Raw genomic sequence first — 24,493 nt, forward strand, 5'->3', positions numbered from 1 at the left:
CGAGACCGAGAAACATGAGCACTAGCAGTCGCCTGCAATTCGCCGTCGAACAGCATCCCAACCCCACGCCCGCCGACCAGATCGCCGCGCGCCTCGAAAGCCCGGTGTTCGGCCGGGTCTTCACCGACCACATGGTCACGATCCGCTGGAGCGAAGGGCAAGGCTGGCACGACGCCAAGGTCGAGGCGCGCCGCCCGTTCCAGATCGACCCGGCCTGCGCCGTGCTCCATTACGCCCAGGAAATCTTCGAAGGCATGAAGGCGTATCGCCGCGAAGACGGCTCGATCGCCCTGTTCCGCCCGCAGGAAAACGCGAAGCGCTTCCGCGCCTCGGCCGCCCGCATGTCGATGGCGGAACTGCCTGAGGAGCTTTTCATGCAGGCCATCGACGCGCTGGTCGGCATCGACCAGGCCTGGGTGCCCGGCGGCGACGGCAGCCTCTACATCCGCCCGTTCATGTTCGCGAACGAGAGCTTCCTCGGCGTGCGCGCCTCGTCGGAATACATCTTCTGCGTGATCGCGTGTCCGGTCGGCCCGTACTTCAAGTCGGGCAAGTCGGCAGTGACCGTGTGGGTGTCGGATCAGTACACGCGCGCGGCGCCCGGCGGCACGGGTGCGGCCAAGTGCGGCGGCAACTACGCGGCCAGCCTGATCGCGCAGACCGAGGCAACGGCCAAGGGCTGCGACCAGGTGGTCTTCCTCGACGCGGCCGAGCACCGCTGGATCGAAGAACTGGGCGGCATGAACGTGTTCTTCGCGATGGACGACGGCTCGCTCGTCACGCCGCCGCTCTCGGGCACGATTCTGCCGGGGATCACGCGCGCTTCGATCATCGAGCTGGCCCGCAAGGAAGGTATCGAGGTCAAGGAAGCGCCGGTCGCGTTCGATGCGTGGCGTGAAGGCGCTGCCAGCGGCCGGGTGAAGGAAAGCTTCGCGTGCGGCACGGCGGCCGTGGTCACGGCCATCGGCCAGGTGCGTCACGCGGGCGGCGAGTTCACCATTGGCGACGGCGGCGAAGGCGAAGTCACGCGCCGCATCCGCACGCTGTTGACCGGCATCCAGCGCGGCAAGGTCGCGGATCCGGCGAACTGGGTCTGGAAGGTGGAAGCGGGCAAGAAGGCATAAGCACTGCCTGGGTCGGGCAAGAACCTGGCAAGAACGATACGGGGCGCACTGCGGTGCGCCCCGTTTTTTTAGGCTCTTTGCGGATTTCTGAGGGGAACGATTGCGGACAGGTTGTAGTCGGCGCCAACAAGCGACATTCGACATAACCATCTGAATTGCTAACAATCCAGCCCATCAACAGGCGAAAAACCGACAGAACCTCAACCCGATAACCAATCGCCTGAGATGAAAATGAGCTTCAGGCGATCAGAGCCAATACAACCTGATGAGCGATAACCATATTTATTTCGTTGATCCCGCGATATCGCTTAATGCAGCGCCGGGAGAAGCACAACGAATGACGACCTGGTTGCAGGCTCGGGGGATTATCGGTCCTGCGACGCGCATCGGTGATCTGTACGTCCAGTGGATGCTGGCGCGGGGGCTCAAGGAAGATGGTGAACTAACCGAAATAAATGAGATCGGTTTTCCGCCCGGCACAAACTATTCGAGCGCATGTGACGCGGGTGCACATCTTCCACCAGCGATTCCGAACTGGTTGAAAATTAACTTGAGGGGAGTCGCGAAGTAACAGGAAATCGTACGCCGTGTGCTGACTTCTGAGTTTGGCCCAGAGCGGTCGTTGGAACAGTGCTCATAGATCGGCGACAATCGGACATTCTGGAAAGCCATGCTTTCAACTGCGCCGATGTCCTGTCCACTGAGTGCTCAATGTGCAGCCAGATTCGCGCCGCTCTTGTCCACGGTAACTATCTCGGGCTCGCCGTTCTGTTCACCTTCTCTTCAAACAGCGGGCTACTTCACCGCGCTAACGCGACAAAGCCTTCCAGACCTTCAAGGACGTAGGGCCGGAGACACATCGAATCAGTTCGCCACATCATGACCACAACAAGAAGCCTCGCGCTCATTCTGGCATGCGTATTTGCCTCTTCTCAGCCAGGCCACGCGCAATGTGTCGACCTGGTCGCCAGTCTTGACGACGGTCAGTTGATGCAGTCGCGGATTGCGCTGGTCGACCGTGCCACGCCTACCGAGCAGATCCGCATCCTCGCCTACATCTTCGAAATCGATCAGACCGGCGGCCTGCTGTTGCGTCATCTGGTCGAGGCCGCGCGCCGAGGCGTGCCGGTCAAGCTGCTGATCGACGGCATCGGCCCCGAGCCGCACTACCCGTTCGAGGACGAGCTCATCGTCGCCCTGCACGAGGTGGCTCCCGGCATCGAACTCCGAATCTTCCATCCACGATCCGATCTCGTCGAGATTTCGCATCGCATGCACGACAAGCTGTTCCTGGTTGGCGACACGGCCGTGATCGGCAGTACCTCGATCTGGGATGCGAGCTTCCGCAACTGGCTTAGCGAGCGCGATCTGATGGTGTCGGGCGACCCCGGCCAGGACGCTTCCTCCCTGCACGCCATGTACCAGCATTTCGCCCTGTTCTGGAATAGCCCGGAAGTGGTTCGTCCCGAGCCGGAAAAATTCCTCAAAGTCGAAAGTCCTTATCGCGACTCACAGGGTTATGCGACGCTGGACCCGGCGCGCATCCATTATTGGCGCGAATGGCTGCTGGCTCCGCTCGATGCTGAAGCCGAGGCGCCAGACCCGGCCGCTATCGATACACCCACTGCCTCCGATACGCCCAACGATCCCGACGCTCCGCCCGCTCCCGGGGCGGCTTTCGATCCCGCCTGGATGCCGATCGCCTGCGAGCGCCTGCACTATGTCCACGACTGGCCCGACAAGCGCTCGCCAGGCACGTTGCAGGACATGCTACAAGCGTTCGATACGGCACAGCACGAGATCCTGATCATCAACCCCTACGTGATCCTGGTGCCGGAATTGCGCGAGACGCTTGAGCGCAAGCAGCGCGAAGGTGTCCACGTGATCCTGGTGAGCGCTTCGCTGGCGAGCATCACGCAGGAATTCCCCGCAGTCGGGCGCGCCTATGCCGACGATCTGCCCGGCCTGGTGAATGCCGGGATCGAGGTGCGCGAATATTCCGACCGGGACAACCGCATGATGCACGCCAAGCTGGTCCTCATCGACGGCCATCGATATTATCTCGGCAGTTTCAATTTCGATTCGCTGTCGGCTCACTTGAATACCGAAAACGGCCTGTGGATAGATATCCCTGAAGACGGGCTCGATCCCTTGCAAGACAGCGTGGCGTACTTCCTGCGCAACTCGAGTTCGGTGAGCGACGCCAATGGCCGCCTTCTGGCGGATCCCGATGCACGCTGCCGGGCCGCCGGCTGCGGCGGTGCCTGGCGGTGGGTGACGATGCTGATCAGGAACTTCCTCTGAGCGCGGCGCGCCATGTCGCTAAACTACGTGGCCAGTTCGGGTCGCCGTCCGCACTGTGTCGCGCAGTAGTCGGCCACCAACAGCCACTCAAAAAAGCAGATTGGATGACCGTTCGAGAAGCGCTTTCGGCCGCTGATCACTTTCGGCATCGCGAAGGTCGTCTGGCCAGCCATCATTCTCCGGGGTTCGATTTAGCGCTTTGACGTCGCATCTTCTGCCTCAAACCATTCAGGCCAGGAGCTGCGGTGCCTGCTTTCTGCTTCGACGCAAGGAATCAACGTCTGCGCCAGCACAGGTAACTGATTGGCAGATTTGGCAATCCGGTATTTGACACTGTGCACGCACTCCCGGTCGTCAAATTCGCAACGATTGAGCCGGGTCCCGCCACAGGGGCCGTTCGCCAGGCCTTTAGAAACGGTTTCAAAAAGAGTTCGTAGGGGCTGTTAACCCGTAACGCAACCTGTTAACCTCGATTGTTGTGACAACAGGATCGAGGAGATGGGCAAACCAATCATCGACGACGAACTGTGGGCACTGATCGAGCCACTGCTACCACCAGCGAAGCCACGCCGCTTCAAGTATCCGGGTCGCAAGCCGGTACCGGATCGGGCTGCGCTGACCGGCATCTTGTTTGTGCTGAAGACCGGCATCCGCTGGCGAGATCTGCCAGCGGAGATGGGATGCGGCTCCGGCGTCAGTTGCTGGCGCAGGCTGCGCGATTGGCAGCAAGCCGGCGTGTGGGATCGACTGCACGCACTGCTGCTGGCGAAACTGCGAGCGGCCGGGAAGATCGACTTCTCCCGCGTCGTCGTCGACTCATCGTCGATTCGCGCGGTTGGGGCGGGCGAAAAACTGGCCCGAACCCCACCGATCGAGCACGACCTGGTTCCAAACACCACATCGCCACCGACGCTAACGGCACGCCGATCGCGGCAATCCTGACCGGCGCCAATCGTCACGACGTTACCCAGCTGATCCCGTTGATCGAGGCCATCGTGCCGATTAGCGGGGTGCGCGGCAGGCCGCTGAGTCGTCCTGGCCGTGTCTACGCCGATCGTGGTTACGATCATGACAAGTACCGGCGCCTCCTGCACGTGCGCAACATCCCCACCCGCATCGCACGGCGCGGTCACCCGCACGGTAGCGGCCTTGGAAAAGTTCGTTGGGTCGTCGAACGTACCCATGCCTGGTTGCATAACTTCCGCCGTTTGCGTATTCGCTTCGAACGCCGTGCGGACATTCACGACGCGTTCCTCAAACTCGGTTGTTGCCTGATCTGCTGGAACACTCTTCAGCGAACTCAACAGCCTTTATGAAACCGTCTCTTAGGGCATGTCTCGGGGCAAATGTAGAGCGTGTCCTGCAAGCGGCAGCGGCCACAGGTATCACAGCCGACCAGCGGCCGTTTCACCGTCCGTTCGACAGCGTGCAGGGCATTCGCAGCAACGCCGACCTTCCAGATCGGCCGCGTCACGCTCCAGCCAAAGGCTCTGCTGAGCCAGCCCGTGCGACTGAAGAACTGGCCATGCACCGAAGAGAGCAGCGTGTGTCGCAGGCGCTCCCCGCGGGTGGCGGCAACATCGGATTGCCCCATTTCCCAGGCGCCGATTTCGGGGGCGAAGCATACTGCGGGCGCCCCGGGCATCTGCCAACTTGCATGCCATCGATCGGCCCAATCGGTCAGTGAGGTGATTCTGTCCCGCTGCCCGGTGATCGCCTGCTCCAACGAAAGCAGTTCGTCCAGCGTATGCACTCCGGACACGTGAGCACCGGCATAGCCCATCAACTGCAGACCCACTATCTGCAGCGCCAGGCGCTCAAGGCTTCGTGCGCTGGCGTAGGCGTGCGATATCTGCTGCTCCCTGCCCAACAGCTCGCGCATGGATTCGGTGATAACGACCCCGGGCACGTCCTGCAGAACCACCGCCCGCTTGTCGGTCAGCTTCATCACACAGGCCAGCATGGGTTTCCTGCGGACCTGAGCGCGCATCCAGGTCTGGGCTTCAATATGCTTGGCGGCATCAAAACCCAGTTGCAGGGTAAGGAAATCGGCGCCAGCCAGAAGCTTTTTCTGCGCCTTCAGATACTGCGCGCCGCCTTCTTCTTCGCGGTATTTGAACGGGTTCAACGCAGCGCCCAACAGCCAGTCCGGACAATGCTCACGGGCAATCTGCAGCGCAGGCACCGACTCCAGATAGCGCACGGGTGCCTGACCAGGATCGTGGCCTGGCAAGCGATCACCACTGAGCAGCAGCAATTGCTCCAGACCACGGGCCTTCATGGACTCCATCTGGAGCAGCAAGTCTGCGCGCTCGCGATCCTTGCCTGAAAAGTGCAGCAGGGATGACGCCGGATTTCCCAATGCCCCAGCCCCTTCCAGGGGGCTCAAGTCCGAGTGCAGGCCGACACGATCGGCGAAGGCTAGCAGTAACGTCCAGCCTGCCAGATGCCCGCGTTGCACGATTTGCTCGAGCGCGGCCAGGCGCGAAGGGGACTGTTGAGGAACGACCTCAAGCACGCAGACGAAGCGTCCTTCGTTCAGCGCCTGTTTCAATGAACTCAAGACAGCTCGATACTGTGTAAATCAGAGGGGCGTCGTTGCCGCAGCCTCCTGGTGATAGTGCAGAGCAACGACTGCGATGATAGCCAGCAGCAGGCTGGCGACATAGGAGAAGAACAATTGCGCGGGCGCTCAGCGGAGGTAAGCGCTCAAACCGCGCCATGCTCGGCGATGTTGCGATATTGCCCTTTGAAATACAGCAATGGCTGCGTAGCAGCAGCTTCTTGCAGGTTTAACGCTTTCACTTCACCAATCACGATCAGGTGATCACCTGCGGCATGTTCGGCGTAAATTTCGCAATCAAGCCAGTGAAGGCTGCCGGCAATGATCGGATTACCCAGTGGCGATTCCTGCCATTCGACTCCGTGCCACTTGTCCGTGCCTCGCCGAGCAAACTGGTTCGAAATCTTGACTTGCTCATCTGACAGGATATTGACTGCGAATCGACCTGCCTGGCGAATTTTAGGGAGGCTGGCCGAACTGGACATTACGCTGAATGACACCAGCGGAGGGCTCATCGACACGCTATAGAACGACTGGCAGGTGAAGCCAATCGGCTCGCCATCAATGTGTGATGTGATTACCGTGATACCGGATGCGTAGTGCCCGAGCGCTTCCCGAAAGCTCAACGGCTCGATAGCAGTACCAGGGAGTGACATAGTAGGGACTAGAACTGGATCCAGCTCGAAAGGGTCAAGGAAGGCCTGAAGCAGGCCGGTAATGCTGGCTGACATCGGCCTTTGCCAATGTTGAAAGCGAGCCATCGGTCAAAACCGACCCAATCGCCCGCTCGATTCTCCGCGTTTGGCCATCGCGAGCCGTTCACGACGGCCATTTCCGCCCCGAAATCAGACCGAGAGTTCTCCGCGGACGATTTCCGCGCCTGCACTCAAGGCTTCCAGCTTGCCTTTCGCTATTGCACGAGACAAGGGAGCCATGCCGCAGTTGGTGCAAGGATAGAGCTTGTCGGCATCGACAAACTGGAGTGCTTTTCGCAGGGTATTGGCAACTTCCTCGGGCGTTTCAATGGTATTGCTAGCCACGTCAATGGCCCCCACCATCACTTTCTTGCCGCGAATAAGCTCGATGAGCTCCATCGGAACGTGAGAGTTGTGGCATTCCAGCGAGACCATGCCAATACTGGACTTTTGCAGCTTGGGGAAAGCCTCTTCATACTGCCGCCACTCCGACCCCAGCGTCTTTTTCCAGTCCGTATTGGCCTTGATGCCATAGCCATAGCAAATATGGACAGCCGTTTCGCACTTAAGCCCTTCGATGGCCCTTTCCAGCGTGGCAACGCCCCACTCGTTCACCTCATCGAAAAACACATTGAATGCGGGTTCATCAAACTGAATAATATCGACCCCGGCCGCTTCCAGCTCCCTGGCTTCCTGATTCAGGATTTTGGCGAATTCCCAGGCCAGCTTTTCGCGGCTTTTATAGTGATCGTCATACAGCGTATCGATCATCGTCATCGGGCCGGGCAGCGCCCATTTGATGGGTTGCTTCGTTTGCTGACGCAAGAACCTGGCATCTTCGACAAAGACCGGCTTCCTGCGGGCAACAGCACCAACGACCGTCGGTACGCTTGCATCATAGCGATCACGAATTCTGACGGTCTTGCGGTTCTCGAAATCGACGCCGTCCAGGTGCTCGATAAACGTGGTCACAAAATGCTGACGCGTTTGTTCGCCATCGCTGACGATATCGATGCCTGCGTGTTGTTGTTCTTGCAGCGATAAACGCAAGGCATCCTGTTTACCCTCAATCAACCCCTCATCCTGCAATTTCCACGGTGACCAAAGTTTCTCGGGTTCTGCGAGCCATGAGGGTTTAGGCAGGCTGCCAGCAGTTGAAGTGGGTAGCAATTTTTTCACAATAGATGACCTTGCGTTTTGGTTAGTCAAAGGGCGTAGTTAGCAGACCACTGCTCAAGAACAGCCTGATAGGGTTTGATAAACTGCTCTTCAACAAACCTTCCCTGCTCAATAGCCAGCCGGCTACGTTCTTCTCGATCATAAACAATTCGGGTTAGCGAAAAATCCTCGTGCTTCAAACTAGGCTGATAGGATTTTCCTGCTGCCGAGTTCGCATTGTAAATCTCGGGCCGGTAAATTTTCTGGAAGGTATCCATCGTGCTGATGGTGCCGATAATCTCAAGATTGGTGTAGTCACCCAGCAAATCGCCGGAAAAATAAAAAGCCAAAGGTGCAGCGCTATTCGGAGGCATGAAATAGCGAACCTTCAGCCCCATTTTTTTGAAATATTCGTCAGTCAACGAATACTCATCCTGCTCGTATTCAACGCCCAATACAGGATGCTGATTTTCAGTCCGACGATAGGTCTTGCTGCTCGAAACGCTGAGGCAGATGACGGGCGGCTTCTTGAAATTATCCTTGTAAGCGCTTGAATTCACGAAGCACTTGAACAGCTTTCCATGCAGGTCTCCAAAATTTTCCGGAGTGCTGAAATTCGACTGGCTCTTGTTGTGCTCCAGCAATAGCACGCTAAAGTCATAATCTCGCACGTAAGAGGAGAAATTATTCCCTGCAATGCCTTCAATGCGCTCGCCCGTCTTCCGATCAACAATATTCGTTTTCAATATTTCGATCAAAGGAAGCGCGTTACCACTGCTTTCACCCTCAATATTCATCTCAACGGAAATGATTTCAAGCTTGACAGTATAACGATCGCCTTCAGGGTTGTCCCAATGTGCCAGGGCATTGAAACGATTGTCAATCATCCTGAAAGTGTTACGCAAGTTCTCTTGGCGACTCGTTCCCCTTGCCAGGTTAGCAAAGTTGGTCGTGATACGCGTATTGTCTGAAGGGCGATAGTCTTCGTCGAAGCAAATACTCTTGATAGCGAACGCAAAATCTTTACTCATTTTGATCTGGCAACCTGAATTCTGATGTAGAAGCTGCATTTATTTCTTGCATTTTCAGAATTTTATGCCATGCCATTCATGAATAAAAATGATTTGATTTCATGTAACCATTAGCTATTTTCATGCCTGCTTCGAATCGAATCCAGCAACGAACTGTGGGGCATGCCTAAGCCTACGCCACGGCGATCTGTGGCATGCCTCGGACGGTACGCAGCGTGATCGGAGTTTTGCCCGATACGGTGTCCTCAAGCCGTTCAGCTTGTTTATCTGGATACAGATAGCGAGTTCAAGATTCAATTGCGAAGTCGTCGTCGCCGTAGAATTTCACGCCCAACTGAATACGTTCCCGGCCGCTTTCCAGGCGATGCCGATTGGTGTCGCGTAGCGAGTAGACGCAGCCGCAATATTCCTGCTGGTAGAAGTTTTCGCGCTTGCTAATCTCGATCATGCGGGCTGATCCGCCTGCCTTGCGCCAGTTGTATTCCCAGTACATCAGATCGGGGTAATGCGAAGCCGCGCGCACGCCGCTCTCGTGAGTTATCGTCGGAAGTGGTGTATGCGGCGTAGGGAGGAGGCAGGAGAAGGCGGTGGCGATTGATGGAGAATGTTGCTTTCCACGGTAACACTTCCTCAATCGAACTCCACCACCATGGCGAAACATACGCAGGAAACGAGCAGCAGTCAAACAGCAGAACCGCAATTTGAGGGCGCACCCGGCCTGGACGATCTGATCCAGCAAGGGGCGCGGCGGATCATCCAGCAGGCAATCGAGGCGGAACTGGCGGCGATGCTCGAGCAATATTCGAATGTGAAGACGATGGACGGCCGGCGCGCGGTCGTGCGCAACGGCTACCTGCCAGAGCGCGAGATCGTCACGGCGGTAGGCCCGGTGCCGGTCAAGGTACCGAAGGTTCGCGACCGCTCGAGCTCCGGCATCAAGTTCAATTCGACGATCGTGCCGCCCTATGTGCGCAAGTCGCCGCGCGTGTCATCGTCGCTGCCGTGGCTGTACCTGCGAGGCGTCTCAACCGGCGACATGGGCGACGCACTGTCCGAGCTGCTCGGCGAGCAGGCTAAAGGGCTGTCAGCGAGCGTCGTGAGCCGCCTGAAGGCCGCATGGTCAGAAGAGTACGAGAAGTGGAACAAGCGCGACCTGTCCGCCTCGCGCTGGGTCTACTGGTGGGCCGACGGCATCCATACTCAAGCCCGCACAGAGGATTCGGACGGGCAGTGCCTGCTCGTGATCATCGGCGTGAAACCGGACGGCGGCAAGGAGCGCGTTGCGCTCAGCGACGGTTACCGCGAGTCGAAACAGTCGTGGATTGAACTGCTGCTCGATCTGAAAGCGCGCGGCCTGCAGGCGCCGCCACTGCTCGCGGTTGGTGACGGCGCGATGGGACTATGGGCGGCACTCGATGAGGTGTTCCCGCAAACGCGACATCAGCGCTGCTGGTTTCATAAGGTCGGAAATATCCTCAACGCGATGCCCAAATCGCAGCACGGCAAGGCCAAGGCGGCGCTCGCAGAGATCTGGAATGCCGCGACGCGCGCCGATGCGATTGTTGCGTTCAATCAGTTCGTCGACGTGTACGCGGCCAAGTACCCGAAGGCTGTCGAGAAGCTCACGAAGGATCGAGACGCACTGCTCACGTTCTACGATGTCCCTGCGGAGCACTGGCAGCATGTGCGGACCACGAATCCGATCGAATCGACGTTTGCGACGGTACGCCATCGCACGAGCCGCACGCGCAACTGTCTGTCGCGCGCGACCTTCCTGGCGATGGCGTTCAAGCTGATTGAAGCGGCCGGGCAGACCTGGAGGAAGATTCGCAGCGCCGAGAAAATTGATCAGCTTCTGAAGGGCGTTCCGTTCAAAGACGGAAACCCGGTGATTGAAAGCACACCGGCTCCTCAAGCGCTGGCCGCCTGATCATGCCGTCCCGCCCGTACACCACTATTGACGATTGCTCCGCTCTCGTTGATCTGCTGCATGTTCTTCCAGCGCGAGATGCCCAGCGAACTCGTGATCACCGGGAAGCCATTTTCGTGCGCGTAAAGCGCGGTCCGCTCGAAACGCATGTCGAAGCACATCGTGCAGCGCACACCGCGTTCCGGTTCGTTTTCCATCCCGCGTGCGCGTTCGAACCAGTTATCGCGGTCGTAATCGGCATCGACGAAGGGAATGCCAAACTTTTCGGCAAAGCGAATGTTCTCGTCTTTGCGGAGATCGTATTCCTTGCGCGGATGAATATTCGGGTTATAGAAAAAGATCGTGAAGTCGATGCCCGACGCTACCATGGCTTCCATGACTTCCCCGGAACACGGCGCGCAGCACGAATGCAGCAGCACCTTGCTCTGGCCGCCGGGCAGTGGGAGAGGCTTACGGTCATGGGTTGATGTCATAACATCTCCTTTCGCTGAAACGTCACGCAGGCTGATACAAGACCGGCATGCTTACGCAGCGACGGTTATCTTCAAGCCTCGCGCCAGATTTCACGTGGTGTATCGAGTACGAGTTTGAGCTTGTCGCGTTGCGCCGCTACGCAAAATCATTGCGTGGACAGTGCTCGCGAAGCCGCGCTTTGGCTAGAACGCCAGTTGTTCCAGCGGTGCATCACTAGCGGCCTCGTCGATCCGAAAAGTCATGCTTTAAAGCGGGAAACGCCAAGATTGCCGGGGTAGCCCGTAATTATCCTGGACCGCCTTGTATTCGACCATGGATTATTCTTCATACATCCATTAGTTTCGTTCATCCGAAAATCCGGTCGCTGGCCTCACACTGCGTTCGCGTACGTTAAGGATCGGGCGGCATAAAGAAATTGCGGGTACGTAGAGGGCTTATCTTCGATGAAGAAAAATGGCATTATTTCATCCATCCATTAGATTTCTTCATTTTTTGGTTGTCCATTTCCATGCTCGAGCGCGTTCATCTCGTCATCGTTCGTGAAGTGGCCCGACAGGGCTCACTCACCGCAGCCGCGGAATCGCTTTTCCTCACGCAATCGGCGTTGAGCCACACGGTCAAGAAGATCGAACAGCAACTCGGCACCCCGATCTGGCACCGGGAGGGACGCAGCCTGCGCCCTACGCAGGCCGGCCAGTATCTACTCTCGCTCGCCGAGCGGCTTCTGCCCCAGTTCGAGCTAGCCGAGGAGCGCATGAAGCAGTACGCAGCGGGCGAGCGCGGGACCCTGCGCATCGGCATGGAATGCGCGCCGTGCTATCAGTGGCTGCTCAAGGTCGTTTCACCGTATCTCGCGCGATTTCCCGATGTGGACGTGGATGTGAAGCAGCGCTTCCAGTTTGGCGGGATCGGCGCGCTGATCGGCTACGACATCGACGTGCTGGTGACGCCCGATCCGCTCAACCGCCCCGGCCTGCGCTTCGAACCGGTGTTCGACTACGAGCAGGTGCTGGTGGTCGCGGAAAATCATCGGCTGACAGGCGAGCGTTATGTGAAACCGGAACAACTGGTCGACGAAACGCTCATTACCTATCCCGTGGAAACCGACCGGCTCGACATCTACAACCAGTTTCTGCGCCCCGCCGGCATCATTCCGCGGCGGCACAAAACGATCGAAACGACGGACATCATGCTGCAGATGGTCGCGAGCCACCGTGGCGTGGCGGCGCTGCCCAAATGGCTCGCGGAAGAATACGCTGACCGCATGCCGCTCGCCATCGTCAAGCTCGGCAAACAGGGCATCGCCAAGCAGATTTTTCTGGGCACGCGCGAGGACGATGCCGTCGTCGATTACCTGAATTCATTCGTCGAGTTCGCGCGCGAGTCGAACTGGAAAACGCCGCGCGTACGGCGCTGACAGCTGACTAATATGGACCTGGCCGCAATGGGTCCAAGCGCTGCACCCAACTCTATTGCGCGCTATACAAATCCACGGCTTAAGACCGGACGTAACAGTTAAACGCTTTGGGCCAGCGACCAATCATTCACGTTCGAGGCGATGCAGATAAACCGGCAATGAACGTCCGTAGTGACGGCCCAAAGCGGTCATACTGAAACATCGCATGGGTGACCGCCATGAACACCGTCACAGAAACTCACTGCTGAGTCGCTACAGGCCGCTTTCCCACAACACGGCCAGTCTACCGTTCGCTGTCGTGCCCCAACGTTTCCTGGAGGAAGGCGATAAAACTTGCCAGCTTCCGTGGCATACGCGCATCGGGCAAATGCACCACATGGATTGGCCACGTCTGCGCCGGCCAGTCGGGAAAAAGACGAACGAGCCGACCCGCATCCAGATCTTCCTGCAGCATTACCTGAGGTTGAAAAATCACCCCCAGTCCCGCGAGCGCAGCTTCGCGAAGCGCGAGGCCGCCATTGACATCGAGACGGCCACGCACCGCGATGCGCTCCACGCCATTGCCGCCGGGACGTGGGAAACGCCATTCACGTTCGGGTCCGGTCGCGACTATAAAAGCGAGGCAGTTGTGCTGCGCCAGATCGGCGGGCACCTGAGGCTGCCCGTGGCGCGCCAGATAGGCCGGTGATGCGCAGGCAATACGCGGCGAATGGGTCAACGGCCGCGCAATCAAGCCCGAGTCCGGCAGTACCCCTGTTCGGATCGCAGCGTCGAAACCTTCTTCCGCCAGATCGACGAAACGATCGTTAAGGGACAGCTCGACCTGAACCTCGGGGTAGCGGTCGAGGTACGCGGCAAGCGCCGGTACGAGCACACGCGTGCCATAGATAACCGGGCAACTCACCCGCAATCGGCCACGCGGGTTGCTCTGCATTTCTCGCGCGTCCAGTTCGGCGGAGTCCACCAGCGCCAGAATTTCGAGGCATCGCGAGTGATAGCGCTTGCCGAGTTCGGTCAGGCTTTGACGCCGCGTGGTGCGATTCAGCAGCCGGCCTTCGAGCCGTCGCTCCAACTCGCGGATATGGTTGCCGACCATCGTGGGCGTCATACCGCTGCCTTCGGCCGCGGCGGTAAAGCTGCCGCGCTCGACCACGCGTGCAAATATCGCCATGCTGTTGAATCGATCCATTCGCAAGTCTTATTAAGGAGTGTTCGAAGAGATACTGGGTTTATCAAGTCTGGCTAAAGAATAATACTCGGGTCATGGCTTCACTCACAATCCACAGCGAGGACTCACCATGACTATTGCAAGCACGAACCTTCGGCATCAACACGTCGTCCTGCTGGGCGGCACCTCCGGAATCGGCCTTGCCACGGCGCAGGCCGCGCTGGCAGCCGGCGCCTCAGTGAGCGTTGTTTCATCCCGCAGTGAGCGAGTCGCCGAAGCCGTCGCGAGACTCGGCGACCGGGTCAAGGGGTACACGGTCGATCTGAGTCACGAGTCCGCCGTGCGTGCACTGTTCGGGCAAGTCGGCGCCTTCGACCATCTGGTCTACAGCGCGGGGGATTCGTTGCGAACCGGAGCGCTCGCCGACATGGACCTCGCTACGGTCCGCCAGATTTTCGAAGTGCGAGTCTTCGGCGCAATTGCCGCTGTCAAATATGCGGCACCGTATCTCCGTCCCGGCGGCTCGGTGGTGTTGACCGGCGGTATTGCGAGCTTGCGGCCACAAACGGGTTGGGCGGCGCTCGCCGGCGTCTGCAGCGCGATGGAAGGTTTAACACGGGCACTCGCGGTGGAGTTGGCGCCCATTCGCGTCAACCTCGTGAGTCCCGGTTTGGTGCGCACGCCGCTGTGGGATAACTTGCCCGAATTTGAGCGCGAAGCGCTCTACGCCGCGAGTGGCGTGGCATTGCCAGTCGGTCGTGCCGGCGAGGCGGAGGACCTCGCGCAAACGTACGTCTATTTGATGACCAATCGCTATGCTACGGGACAGACCATAATTGTGGATGGCGGTGGCGTGCTGGTCTGACTAGCAACGGGCTCGAAGAAAGCGATGGCCGCTACACCCTGAAGCTGCCGAAGACGTCACGCTTCGTCGAACGACGCCAACGGGTCGTTTATGTTCGTTGCATGGGAAGAACGCCCGAGGCGATCTTCGCGCTCGGGCGTCGGGCGGTAGTCGGCCATGAACGGTCACTCGACGTCAGCATCTGATTCGTTGACAATCAGCACAGGCTGACTCTGGGCGTGACTTGGATTAGCGCAAGATCGACACATGACGACGAACCGTACAAAAACTCGGCTAGCTGGCGAGCTTAGTCGCTTCGTGCAACAGTACGCCCGGAAGGTTCAAGCATCAGAGCCCAACGACAGGCAGTACGATCGCAAGCTCGAAAAAAAAATGAAGCGCCTCTCCCCGTCTGAACTATCGGATCTTCTCTCCCAAGACGAGCAAGAGCCGGAACCGCCGAGGCGTGAGAAAGGGTGAGTTCGACCATGAGCTACCGTTCGACTACCCCCACCAATCGGCGACAATCTGTCGAGGTCGACCGTTTTCTCAGAATCATGGAAGAGCCCAATGAAACCCGGTGAGCTGAGGTCGCTTGGCCACAATATCGCCGATTCGCTGGCTAGCGGAATCGGCTTAATGATTGGCATGTACGACTTCGATATATTTGCAGAGGCTTCAGCAAGCGCCCAAGGTTTTATCACCGTCAACTTTCTTGACGGAACGACGTCTGGTGGTCCGATTTCTGTGACGTTGCAGCGCGCAATTCATCTTTATCGTGATGCGCTCCCGACTCTTTGTGACAAGCATCGCATCGCGTTTTCAACCATCAAAACGCTGACCGCTCGATATGGAACGGATCAGGTATACGGTCGACACTTTTCGGTCACGGTCGAAAATATAGAGGGAAAGAAGACGGCAGACCAGTATGTCGGGACCTCGGGGAGACGATTGCGCCGACTTAGATCCTGATGTTCGTCTTAGCTGCGGAGCCAGATATTGAGGGGGCGCCGCTTACCGCGCACGAATCGCCAAACACATGCACGACTAGAGTCGGACGCAGTGCGGCCGCGAGCGGACGGCAGATATCTAGCAGTTCAATTTTGTGGAGGTTGGTCTTCGGCTATGGCGCAAATAGAGCACATGGAAGAGATCATTCGATATTCGTTCGGTCTTTGGATCACGGGTCTCTTTGATTCGATTAGGCGCTGGAATCCGACCTTCTCATTGGATGAATATAAGGCTGCGTTCTTTGACGTCGTAAGGCAATTGCTGGATGACGGCAAGATCATGTTCATCGCACCGGGAGCTGACTGCTATACATCTCCGGAAAATCCTCATCCTCGATACACTATTTACGATCGAGATGCCCAGTGGCATGAGACGCCCGAAGAAATTGTTCGCCAGCTCGCCGCCCAATGGCCAATGCACGTGTCTGATGCAAACGATCCAGAACTAATAGTCTATTTTTTCATGATCCCAGGTGTCATTTGGGTCGGCGAGGGTGGAAAACTGTACGCCTCGTAAAAGAAAATCAATCGTCGATTGAATGGCCGCTCCTGGAAAAAATGAAAGTCCGCTCCGGGTCGGCTACGGCCCACCGCATCCGCCGGTAGCCGGATATGCTGCGTAATTCTCCATGAGCGTTATTATGACGGGACGCTCAAACATCCAACTCCGCATCAAGATCCAACGCCCGTACGCCGATAGTCCCTCGGCGCCACGCCGCACACGCGCTTGAACGCGCTGCTGAACGCGCTTTCCGACGCATATCCCAGCCTGGCCGCGAGGACGGCAATCGGCGTTGCCTCCTGGATCAGTGCGCGCCTTGCCATACGCATGCGCCAGTGCGTCAACCACGTAAGCGGTGCCATGCCTGCGGCCGACTTGAAACGGGTGGCAAACGCAGTGCGCGACATCGCCGCCGCCGCTGCAAGCTCGTCGAGCCGCCACGACCTGCCTGGGTCGCCGTGCATCAACCGCAACGCAGGACCAAGCCGCGGGTCGCCGATGACACGCAACCATCCTCTGGGGACGTCCGCGCCCGTGTCGAGATGAACGCGTAGCATCTCGACAAACATCAATTGCACGAGGTAGGCCGAAGCCAGACTGGCGCCTGGCCTCTCGGCCTCGAACTCCTTCACTAGCCGTGCGAGCAGCCACTGCAGAACACCCGCCTGCTCGCAGTTTGCGCGGATATGAATGAGCGGCGGCAAAACGTCGGTTAGCAGCGCATCGTTGGATGGTGCGAGTCTCACGTGCCCGCCGATCTGCGTGCAGCCGCTGCCGTCGCCGATCTGCACGGCCCGCCTCCCACTGCCGGAGAACAGGCTCGTCGCCTCGACGGGTTCGGTGTCCGGGTCGCTTGCGAGAATGAATGAGCGTTCGCCATTCAACAAAAAAACGTCGCCTTCGCCGACAGCGACCGGTTCGCTCCGAGGCCCGAAGCCAAGCCAGCAACTGCCCTTCACCAGCGCGAAGAACTTGATCTTGTTCGGCTGCGGAAAGCGGATCGCCCACCTGCCGCCCGCGGAGAAGCCGCCGGCCACGACCGGTTGCGCGTCGAGCAGCCGAAGCATGTCTGATAGGGGGTCACCTTCCATTTCTGAACTCATGCGACAGTATTCCGGCTTTTTGATTATTCATCGTACCGGAAGTCGGGCTCACACTGTACCCAACATTGTTCGCCCAGGAGGACTTCATGCAGACGCTGCAAAAACCAATCGGTTCGAATTTCGGAGCCGCCACCACCGCCGACGAAGCCATTGCCGGCATCGACCTTTCCGGCAAGGTCGCGATCGTGACCGGCGGCTATTCGGGCCTCGGGCGCGAGACTGCGCGCGTGCTGCGCGCCGCCGGCGCTCGTGTCGTCGTCCCCGCGCGCGACATGAATCGGGCGAGTGCGGCATTGACTGGCATCGATGTGGAAATTGCCCCGATGGACTTGCTCGATCCCGCTTCGATCGATGCCTTTGCGGCGTCGTTTCTCGAATCGACGCGTGCGTTGCACATACTGGTCGACAACGCTGCCATCATGGCCCTGCCAGAATTGACGCGGGACGCGCGCGGCTATGAGTCCCAGTTTGCAACGAACCACCTCGGCCACTTTCAACTTGTGCTGCGACTCTTGCCCGCGCTGCGCCGGGCGAACGGCGCGCGCGTGGTCTCGGTTTCGTCGGTCGGTCATCGTTATTCGCCGGTGTTTCTCGACGACCCGCATTACGACCGGCGCCCGTACGACCCCTGGACCGGATATGGGCAGTCGAAGACGGCCAACATTCTCTTTGCCGTCGCGCTCGACGAACGGGAGAAGCGCCACGGCATCCGCGCGTTTTCGCTGCATCCGGGTGCCATCGTCGATACGGGTCTGGGGAAATACGTGACGCGCGAGCAGTTGATCTCCGCGGGCGTTCTCGACGAACAAGGCAAGCCGATACGCGATCCGGCGCGGCAGCTCAAAACGATTGGGCAAGGTGCGGCCACCCAGGTCTGGTGCGCGACGAGCCCTCAGCTCGATGGCCGGGGCGGCGTGTACTGCGAAAACGTCGACGTGGCTCCGCTGATGGCGGCGCAGCCCGAAATCGCCGATATGGCCGATGCCATGCGGCTCGTCGGCGTGGCGCCGTATGCCGTCGATCACACGAATGCCGATGGGCTATGGACGCTCAGCGAAAAGCTGCTTGGCATTCAGCCGACATGACGATACCGGGTTGCTTCTTCGTTAGACGACTGTCGTCTGCGTTGATAAAGCCCGGAAATCTGCGGAGAACCGTTTTTTCCGGTCGACACCCAAGGCGAGCGCGTCCCCCGTCCCCCGTCCCCTCAGACAGCGGCCTCGAGCCGCTCCGCCGACCACTTCAACCCATAGAACAACCGCGCCGCAACACGCTCGGGAAAACCTGCGGGCAGCGCCGCCGCCACCTGCTCGATCACCGCGGGGGTGCGCTCGACGAAGCGAGCCACAAGCGCCTCCGCATCGCCCCCGTAGTGGCAAAGCTGCGCGGTGGCATCGAAATGGGCGCGCTTCACGTCGCGCATGCGGTAGTGGCGCCCCTTGCCCCACATGGCCATCGCAAGCGTCGCCTTGTGCCACGACCATTGATTGCCGCCGTCGCCTTCAACCGGCCAGATCGACATCACATCGTAAAGCGGCGCCAACTGAAAACGGCCGCCCGGCAGCAGGCGAATGCTGAAGTTCTTCGCATGGCCGTCGGGCGCCGCGAGCAACCAGAACGCGATCTGCGCGCCAAGCAATGTTTCGAGGTCGTCCTCTGCGCGCCGCGACTGCCGCAGGATGTCGGCGATTTCGCGCACGCCTGGGCCACCCTGCGATTCGTACTTGCGATGCGGCGGCATGCCCAGCGCCTGGCAAAAATCCTCCTGGGGTAGACGCAGCAACGCGCCGCCCTGCGACCAGGCCCGGTCGAAGCGCTCCACGCACAACACCTTCTGCGAGCCGAAGGTTTCGATGCGCGCACCGGCAACGGGTAACCCGTACGCTTTCAGCACGGCGAGGCAGAGCCACTCGTTTTCGACGGAGGTCTGGAAGTCCACCTTGCGATGGCCGATCAGGCCGAGCGGCAGCTTGAGGATGTGCGTGGTGGGTGTGGCGCCGCGCGGCAAATACCACTGGCCGTCGTGATGCAACAGCGCCGTCTTTTCCTGCGCGCCTGCGAGCGAGATGCGCAGCTCGCTGCCCATTTCGTCCCCCGCGCCCTCGCCCGGCAGCGCGCCCGCGGTTTCGAGCAGCAACCGCTCGATCGCGGCTTCGGAGAGCGGCGTACCGTCGATCGACTCGACGTCCTCGGGCTCCTCGTCCTCGCCCAGCAATTGCACCGCGCCCACGCAATCGCGTCCGACCGCTTTCAGCAAATCGAATGCTTCAACCGTTTCGGTGCTGAAGCGGGCCGCGATGCGCCGGCGGATCTGCGGACTGTCCGGCAGCAGGTTGTCGAAGTAGTTATGAACGCGCTCGCCGCGCAGCGGCCGTTCGCCAACGCCGAACGGCAACGAGAGCGAGAGCGGCCGCCCCACGGCCGAAAGCTTCCAGGCCGGTTCGTAGTGCAACTCCATATCGCCGCCGGGCAGCGCGGCCCAGATGCCTACCCGTTCACCATTGGCCCATACGGAGAGCGCGCGCGAATGCGATTTGCGGCCCATCGCTCACCACTCCGGCTGGCCAGCGGCGCCGGGCGCCCCGGTATCGCGCGACTGCACGCACAGCTCAAGACCGTAAAGCGCGAAAAGCGCCATCATCTGGTCGAACGAGAGGCTGGCCGTACCCGTGGTCTCAAGCGCGGAAAGCCGCGGCTGACCAATGCCGATACGCGCGGCCGCCTGCGCCTGGGTCATCCCCCGGGCCTTTCTGGCCGACTGCAGAATCTCGCCGAGTGCAGCCGGCGTATGGACGATGATCTTCATGAGATATTCCTGTCACGCATAAAGCAATTTTATGCCTGTCGGTGATAGTTTGACAATATCAGCCACAGGTATAAAGCAGAAATATCGCTCACACCGATAGTTGTAGCGTAACGCAGCGGCCCCTGCCTCCTGTCAGTCAGGGAGCCCTTCGGAGACGGAAAAACTCCACGTTCACGCTGCAATGCACAATCCCTGGCGTTAGTCGAGTACCCGAAAACAAGTGTTTTTTTGACACCACGCCGCGGCCAATTTCAACGCGATTTTTATTTTCGCCGTCCTATGATGGCCCGTCGTATTTCGCTGCTCCGGACACGACCTGTCCATGCGGCCGCTTCGCAATAATCGCCGCCCAAAAGCGGCGGAGCTTGCGGCGCCAGCAATAATCAAAAGGGATTAACTTTCATTATTGAAGGTTACATAAAAATCTTTCGGCCTGATTACGCCTTCTTTATTGCAGAAAATAGAAGGACGAATTAGCCATTAACGCCAATCCATAGCTGTACTCGGAGAAAAGCATGAAAAAAAGTCTTGTCGCCCTCGCACTCGGTAGTGTCTTCGCAATTTCCGCACATGCACAAAGCAGCGTCACCCTCTACGGCCTGATCGACACGGGCCTCGTCTACACGAACAACCAGGGCGGCCACAGCAACTGGCAACTGAACAGCAGCTCGACGCAGAACACGGTGTTCGGCCTGAAAGGCACGGAAGACCTCGGCGGCGGCCTGCATGCGGTCTTCAAGCTGGAACAGGGTTTCGTGCTCAATAACGGCGCCGAAGCGTTCTCCGGCGACATCTTCGGCTCGCAAGCCTGGGTCGGCCTGCAAAGCGACCAGTACGGCACGCTCACGTTCGGCCGCCAGTTCGACGTGATGAACGACCTGGTCGGCCCGCTCACGGCGGAATCGAACACCTGGGGCGGCAACATGGCCGCCCACCCGTTCGAGAACGACAATCTCGCCGCCGATTCGGTCGTCATCAACAACTCGGTCAAGTACACAAGCCCGACCTGGCACGGCATCACGGGCGAAACGATGTACTCGTTCAGCAACAGCAGCGAATTCGCGAACAACCGTTCGTACGGCTTCGCGCTTGCCTACACGCAAGGCCCGCTCAACCTCGCGGCCGGCTACCTGCAGCTCAACAACGCCGGCAGCGGCAGCGGCGCCGTCACCACGAGCGACACCAGCGCGAACTTCCTCGCGGAGCGTCAGCGCGTCTGGTCGCTCGGCGGCAACTACACGTTCGGCCCGGCCACGGTCGGTCTCGTCTGGAGCCACACGCAGCTCGACAACGTCGGCGGCGTGTACTCGTTCGGCACGGGCACGTACCTCGGCTCGAACGACGCTTCGGCCGGCTCGCTCACCGGCTCGCTGCGACTCGACAACTACGAGGTGAACGTCAAGTACGCGCTGACGCAGGCCTTGACCGTTTCGGGCGCCTATACGTACACGCATGGCGCGTACAACGGCTCGGCGCCGGGCTGGAACACGGCGATGCTGCAGACGGACTACGCGGTCAGCAAGCGCACGGACTTCTACCTCGAAGGCGTGTATCAGAACGTGCATGGCGCGCCGGCCGACTCGGTGCTCTCGCACGCGATGATCAACACGCTCTCGCCGTCGGCGACCGATACGCAAGTGGCAGTCACCGTGGGCATGCGTCACGCTTTCTAAGCGGCCACGCCGCGCAAACGGCACCTCGCTTTCGTCCGGCAACGGGCGGCACGAGGTGCTTTTTTTATTTCTCTTCGCCGCCTTTGCGCAAACGGGCCGCCTTGGGGTTATAGTCTGCCATTCCAAGCGACTGACTGACCGAATGAAGATGATCACCCGGCTCTGGAAAGAGAACAAAGGCCTTATCGCATTCCTGCTGCTCATGACGGTCTTCCGTAGCGCCGTCGCGGACTGGAACGTCGTGCCGAGCGGCTCGATGCTGCCCACCATCTGCATCGGCGACCGCATTCTCGTCGACAAGCTGGCCTACGATCTGCGCGTGCCGCTCACGCACATCCGCATTGCGCACCTGGCCGACCCGCAGCGCGGCGACATCGTGACCATCGATTCGTCCTCCGCGCACGAACTGCTCGTCAAGCGCGTGATCGGCGTGCCCGGCGACCGCATCGCCCTGCGCGACAACGTGCTCTATGTGAACGGCGTACGCGCGACCTACCGGCCCGAAGGCATGAATCTGCTCGCGAGCGACGCCAGCGAACCCGGCGATTATTTCGCGGAACGCTTCGACGGCGTGACGCACACCGTGCGCTTCTCGCCCTATGCGCCCAGCCCGCGCAGTTCGTTCGGCCCTGTCGTCGTGCCGCGCGGCGAATACCTGATGCTCGGCGACAATCGCGACGACAGCGCGGACTCGCGCTATTTCGGTTTCTTCCCGCGTAACGAGATCATGGGCCGCGCGCGCCGCGTGGCTTTCTCGCTCGACCCCGACCACTACTACGCGCCGCGCTTGAGCCGCTTCGGATCGCTGCTCGATACGCCGCCAGCGTAAGCGGGGTCCCGTCTTCCGGAGTCCCCTCATGTCATCGATCCCCGCAAACGCGCCCGGCGCGCTGCATGAAGTCTGGCTGATCCGCCACGGCGAGACCGAGTGGAGCCGTTCGGGTCAGCATACGGGCCGCACCGATATTCCGCTCACGGAGCGCGGCCGCGATCAGGCCCGCGCGCTGGCGCCGCGGCTGGCCGCGCAGACCTTCGACGCGGTCTGGTCGAGCCCGAAGGCACGAGCCATCGAAACGTGCGAACTGGCGGGCCTGGGTGCCAGACGCGTCATCGTGCCCGAGTTGCACGAATGGGACTACGGTATCTACGAAGGGCGCACCACGCCCGACATCCGCGCGAGCGCGCCGGACTGGAGTGTGTGGCACTCGCCGGTTCCGGAAGGCGAGAACCTCGCGCAGGTACAGGCCCGCGCCGAAAGCGTGGTGGCGCGCCTGCTCGCGTCGAGCGGACGCGTGGCGGTCTTCTCGCACGCCCATTTTCTACGCGCGCTGGCAGGCTGCTGGATCGGCGGCGCCGCCCTTGGCGCACACTTCTATCTCGACACGGCCTCCATCAGCGTTCTCGGCTTCGATCGCGAGTTCCGCGCGATACGGCACTGGAACGTGCTGCCCAAAGCCTCTCTCTGAACGGCACGATCGAATACGGATGAAACTGGAAACGCAGCGCCTTCTGCTCGCCTCGGTCTGCCTCGCCCTTTGCGCGGGCGCCACGGCCGCCCATGCGGCAGACGACCAGCAGACCCGGATCAAACAGGCCGTGGATGCCGCTATCGTGCCGCTGATGGCGAAAGACGACGTACCGGGCATGGCTGTCGGCGTCACGGTGGACGGCCGGCCCTGGGTGTTCGATTACGGCGTGGCGTCGAAAGAGGGCCGCCAGCCTGTCACACGCAACACGCTGTTCGAACTTGGTTCGGTATCCAAAACGTTGACGGCCACGCTCGCCTCGTATGCCGCCGTCAACGGTGAACTCTCGCTCGCCGCGCCCGCCGGCCAGTATGTGCCCGCGTTGCAGTCGAGCCCGTTCGGCAAGGTAAGCCTGCTGGAACTGGGCACGCATACGCCCGGCGGCCTGCCCTTGCAGGTCCCCGACGACGTTACCGACGAAGCCCGACTCATGCAGTATTTCCGCGCGTGGAAGCCGCTCTACGCCCCCGGCACCTACCGCACGTACTCGAACATGGGCATCGGCATGCTCGGGTTCGTCACGGCAAAGCGCATGGGCCAGAGCTTCGACGCCGCGATGACGCGGCATCTCTTGCCCGCCCTCGGCCTCTCCAGCTCGTATCTCGACGTACCGTCAGGCAGGGCGGCCGATTACGCTCAGGGCTACACGAAGCAGAACCAGCCCGTGCGCATGAAACCGGGCGTCCTTGGCGAGGAAGCGTACGGCATCCGCTCGAACGCCGCCGACATGACGCGCTTTATCGAAGCCAACATGGGCGAAGTGCGGCTGGCCCCGAAGCTGCAGCAGGCGATCACGGCGACGCATACGGGCTACTTCCGTTCGGGCCCGCTCACGCAGGATCTGATCTGGGAACAGTACCCCTGGCCCGTCGATTTGAAGACGCTGCAGGCCGGCAACTCGTCTGCGATGATCCTCGACGCGACGCCGGCCACGCGCATCACGCCGCCCGAGCCACCGCGCGACGACGTGTGGATCAACAAGACCGGCTCGACCAACGGTTTCGCGACCTATATCGCGTTCATTCCGCAGCGGCATCTGGGTATCGTCCTGCTCGCCAACAAGAACTACCCGATCGAAGATCGCGTGGCGGCAGCGTATGCAATTCTTTCGGCGCTCGATACGCAGAAGTGACGAGGAGCGAAGCTCCTGTGCGGGGCTCCCGGT

Annotated in this window: 24 protein-coding genes and 1 pseudogene; 14 read left to right on the plus strand and 11 right to left on the minus strand. The window is 60.0% G+C overall.

What is annotated here, in order from left to right; genetic code table 11:
- Positions 1-14 precede the first annotated feature (14 nt).
- The 3 genes from WJ542_RS30045 to WJ542_RS30055 all read left to right on the plus strand — a co-directional run bounded on the left by WJ542_RS30045 (position 15) and on the right by WJ542_RS30055 (position 3,428).
- Positions 15-1,124: a branched-chain amino acid aminotransferase gene (locus tag WJ542_RS30045; RefSeq protein ID WP_411193178.1), complete on the plus strand. Its 1,110-nt coding sequence runs from the start codon at positions 15-17 to the stop codon at positions 1,122-1,124.
- Positions 1,125-1,389: 265 nt separating this feature from the next.
- Positions 1,390-1,695, plus strand: a complete 306-nt coding sequence (locus tag WJ542_RS30050; RefSeq protein ID WP_411193179.1) for a hypothetical protein — start codon at positions 1,390-1,392, stop codon at positions 1,693-1,695.
- A gap of 308 nt (positions 1,696-2,003) precedes the next feature.
- Positions 2,004-3,428 (plus strand): phospholipase D-like domain-containing protein, encoded by a 1,425-nt coding sequence (locus WJ542_RS30055; RefSeq protein ID WP_411193180.1) that lies wholly within the window; start codon positions 2,004-2,006, stop codon positions 3,426-3,428.
- A gap of 191 nt (positions 3,429-3,619) precedes the next feature.
- On the opposite strand, the gene WJ542_RS30060 is transcribed toward WJ542_RS30055, so the two are convergent.
- Entirely contained in the window at positions 3,620-3,832 is a 213-nt protein-coding gene (locus tag WJ542_RS30060) for a methylenetetrahydrofolate reductase C-terminal domain-containing protein (protein WP_411193563.1), read from the minus strand.
- 94 nt (positions 3,833-3,926) lie between these two features.
- Between WJ542_RS30060 and WJ542_RS30065 the strand changes: the two genes are divergently transcribed.
- A protein-coding gene (locus WJ542_RS30065) for an IS5 family transposase (protein WP_411186887.1) occupies positions 3,927-4,744 on the plus strand; the annotation gives its coding sequence in 2 pieces (ribosomal slippage) (positions 3,927-4,275 and positions 4,275-4,744; 819 coding nt in all).
- Here WJ542_RS30065 and WJ542_RS30070 read toward each other — a convergent pair.
- The 5 genes from WJ542_RS30070 to WJ542_RS30090 all read right to left on the minus strand — a co-directional run bounded on the left by WJ542_RS30070 (position 4,729) and on the right by WJ542_RS30090 (position 9,536).
- Entirely contained in the window at positions 4,729-5,991 is a 1,263-nt protein-coding gene (locus WJ542_RS30070) for a methylenetetrahydrofolate reductase C-terminal domain-containing protein (protein ID WP_411193181.1), read from the minus strand. The two genes, WJ542_RS30065 and WJ542_RS30070, sit on opposite strands and share 16 nt — an antisense overlap.
- A gap of 146 nt (positions 5,992-6,137) precedes the next feature.
- On the minus strand, positions 6,138-6,722 hold the full coding sequence (locus tag WJ542_RS30075; RefSeq protein ID WP_411193182.1) for a flavin reductase family protein: 585 nt from the start codon (positions 6,720-6,722) through the stop codon (positions 6,138-6,140).
- Positions 6,723-6,836: 114 nt separating this feature from the next.
- Complete coding sequence (locus tag WJ542_RS30080) at positions 6,837-7,865, minus strand: methionine synthase (protein WP_411193183.1); 1,029 nt, start codon at positions 7,863-7,865, stop codon at positions 6,837-6,839.
- A 26-nt stretch (positions 7,866-7,891) separates the two neighbouring features.
- Entirely contained in the window at positions 7,892-8,875 is a 984-nt protein-coding gene (locus WJ542_RS30085) for a DUF1852 domain-containing protein (protein WP_411193184.1), read from the minus strand.
- A 286-nt stretch (positions 8,876-9,161) separates the two neighbouring features.
- Entirely contained in the window at positions 9,162-9,536 is a 375-nt protein-coding gene (locus WJ542_RS30090; protein ID WP_411193185.1) for an epoxyqueuosine reductase QueH, read from the minus strand.
- Between WJ542_RS30090 and WJ542_RS30095 the strand changes: the two genes are divergently transcribed.
- The gene (locus WJ542_RS30095) at positions 9,525-10,805 is read left to right on the plus strand and encodes an IS256 family transposase (protein ID WP_411188333.1); all 1,281 of its coding nucleotides are present in this window, start codon (positions 9,525-9,527) and stop codon (positions 10,803-10,805) included. The genes WJ542_RS30090 and WJ542_RS30095 overlap by 12 nt on opposite strands.
- 38 nt (positions 10,806-10,843) lie before the next feature.
- Here WJ542_RS30095 and WJ542_RS30100 read toward each other — a convergent pair.
- A pseudogene (locus WJ542_RS30100) lies at positions 10,844-11,278 on the minus strand (epoxyqueuosine reductase QueH); the annotation flags it as partial.
- 509 nt (positions 11,279-11,787) lie between these two features.
- Between WJ542_RS30100 and WJ542_RS30105 the strand changes: the two are divergent.
- Positions 11,788-12,696: a LysR family transcriptional regulator gene (locus tag WJ542_RS30105; protein WP_411193186.1), complete on the plus strand. Its 909-nt coding sequence runs from the start codon at positions 11,788-11,790 to the stop codon at positions 12,694-12,696.
- Between the two features lie 283 nt (positions 12,697-12,979).
- Here the strand turns inward: WJ542_RS30105 and WJ542_RS30110 are convergent, their stop codons facing one another.
- Complete coding sequence (locus WJ542_RS30110) at positions 12,980-13,885, minus strand: LysR family transcriptional regulator (RefSeq protein WP_411193187.1); 906 nt, start codon at positions 13,883-13,885, stop codon at positions 12,980-12,982.
- A 109-nt stretch (positions 13,886-13,994) separates the two neighbouring features.
- On the opposite strand from WJ542_RS30110, the gene WJ542_RS30115 reads away from it, so the two are divergent.
- The 3 genes from WJ542_RS30115 to WJ542_RS30125 all read left to right on the plus strand — a co-directional run bounded on the left by WJ542_RS30115 (position 13,995) and on the right by WJ542_RS30125 (position 16,235).
- The gene (locus tag WJ542_RS30115; protein WP_411193188.1) at positions 13,995-14,729 is read left to right on the plus strand and encodes an SDR family oxidoreductase; all 735 of its coding nucleotides are present in this window, start codon (positions 13,995-13,997) and stop codon (positions 14,727-14,729) included.
- Between the two features lie 549 nt (positions 14,730-15,278).
- Entirely contained in the window at positions 15,279-15,680 is a 402-nt protein-coding gene (locus WJ542_RS30120) for a hypothetical protein (RefSeq protein ID WP_411193189.1), read from the plus strand.
- A 171-nt stretch (positions 15,681-15,851) separates the two neighbouring features.
- Positions 15,852-16,235 carry a hypothetical protein gene (locus WJ542_RS30125; RefSeq protein WP_411193190.1) on the plus strand — a complete coding sequence of 128 codons (384 nt, stop codon included), beginning with the start codon at positions 15,852-15,854 and terminating at the stop codon, positions 16,233-16,235.
- 155 nt (positions 16,236-16,390) lie between these two features.
- Here the strand turns inward: WJ542_RS30125 and WJ542_RS30130 are convergent, their stop codons facing one another.
- A complete protein-coding gene (locus WJ542_RS30130) occupies positions 16,391-17,323 on the minus strand; it encodes an AraC family transcriptional regulator (protein WP_411193191.1) in 933 nt (310 codons plus the stop codon).
- Between the two features lie 86 nt (positions 17,324-17,409).
- Here WJ542_RS30130 and WJ542_RS30135 point away from each other — a divergent pair, with 86 nt between their 5' ends.
- The gene (locus tag WJ542_RS30135) at positions 17,410-18,408 is read left to right on the plus strand and encodes an SDR family NAD(P)-dependent oxidoreductase (protein ID WP_411193192.1); all 999 of its coding nucleotides are present in this window, start codon (positions 17,410-17,412) and stop codon (positions 18,406-18,408) included.
- Positions 18,409-18,530: 122 nt separating this feature from the next.
- On the opposite strand, the gene WJ542_RS30140 is transcribed toward WJ542_RS30135, so the two are convergent.
- Together WJ542_RS30140 and WJ542_RS30145 are read right to left on the minus strand one after the other, a co-directional pair.
- Positions 18,531-19,868 (minus strand): type II toxin-antitoxin system HipA family toxin, encoded by a 1,338-nt coding sequence (locus WJ542_RS30140; protein WP_411193193.1) that lies wholly within the window; start codon positions 19,866-19,868, stop codon positions 18,531-18,533.
- Between the two features lie 3 nt (positions 19,869-19,871).
- Positions 19,872-20,129: a helix-turn-helix domain-containing protein gene (locus WJ542_RS30145; RefSeq protein WP_411193194.1), complete on the minus strand. Its 258-nt coding sequence runs from the start codon at positions 20,127-20,129 to the stop codon at positions 19,872-19,874.
- A 515-nt stretch (positions 20,130-20,644) separates the two neighbouring features.
- On the opposite strand from WJ542_RS30145, the gene WJ542_RS30150 reads away from it, so the two are divergent.
- The 4 genes from WJ542_RS30150 to ampC all read left to right on the plus strand — a co-directional run bounded on the left by WJ542_RS30150 (position 20,645) and on the right by ampC (position 24,460).
- Positions 20,645-21,802, plus strand: a complete 1,158-nt coding sequence (locus WJ542_RS30150; protein ID WP_411193195.1) for a porin — start codon at positions 20,645-20,647, stop codon at positions 21,800-21,802.
- Between the two features lie 142 nt (positions 21,803-21,944).
- On the plus strand, positions 21,945-22,631 hold the full coding sequence (gene lepB, locus WJ542_RS30155) for a signal peptidase I (RefSeq protein ID WP_411193196.1): 687 nt from the start codon (positions 21,945-21,947) through the stop codon (positions 22,629-22,631).
- A gap of 28 nt (positions 22,632-22,659) precedes the next feature.
- A complete protein-coding gene (locus WJ542_RS30160) occupies positions 22,660-23,268 on the plus strand; it encodes a histidine phosphatase family protein (protein ID WP_411193197.1) in 609 nt (202 codons plus the stop codon).
- Between the two features lie 19 nt (positions 23,269-23,287).
- Positions 23,288-24,460, plus strand: coding sequence for a class C beta-lactamase (gene ampC / locus WJ542_RS30165; RefSeq protein ID WP_411193198.1), 1,173 nt, complete (start codon positions 23,288-23,290; stop codon positions 24,458-24,460).
- Positions 24,461-24,493: the final 33 nt, after the last annotated feature.

Origin of the sequence: Paraburkholderia yinzeri, from assembly GCF_046581065.1 — a bacterium.
Lineage (GTDB): Bacteria > Pseudomonadota > Gammaproteobacteria > Burkholderiales > Burkholderiaceae > Paraburkholderia.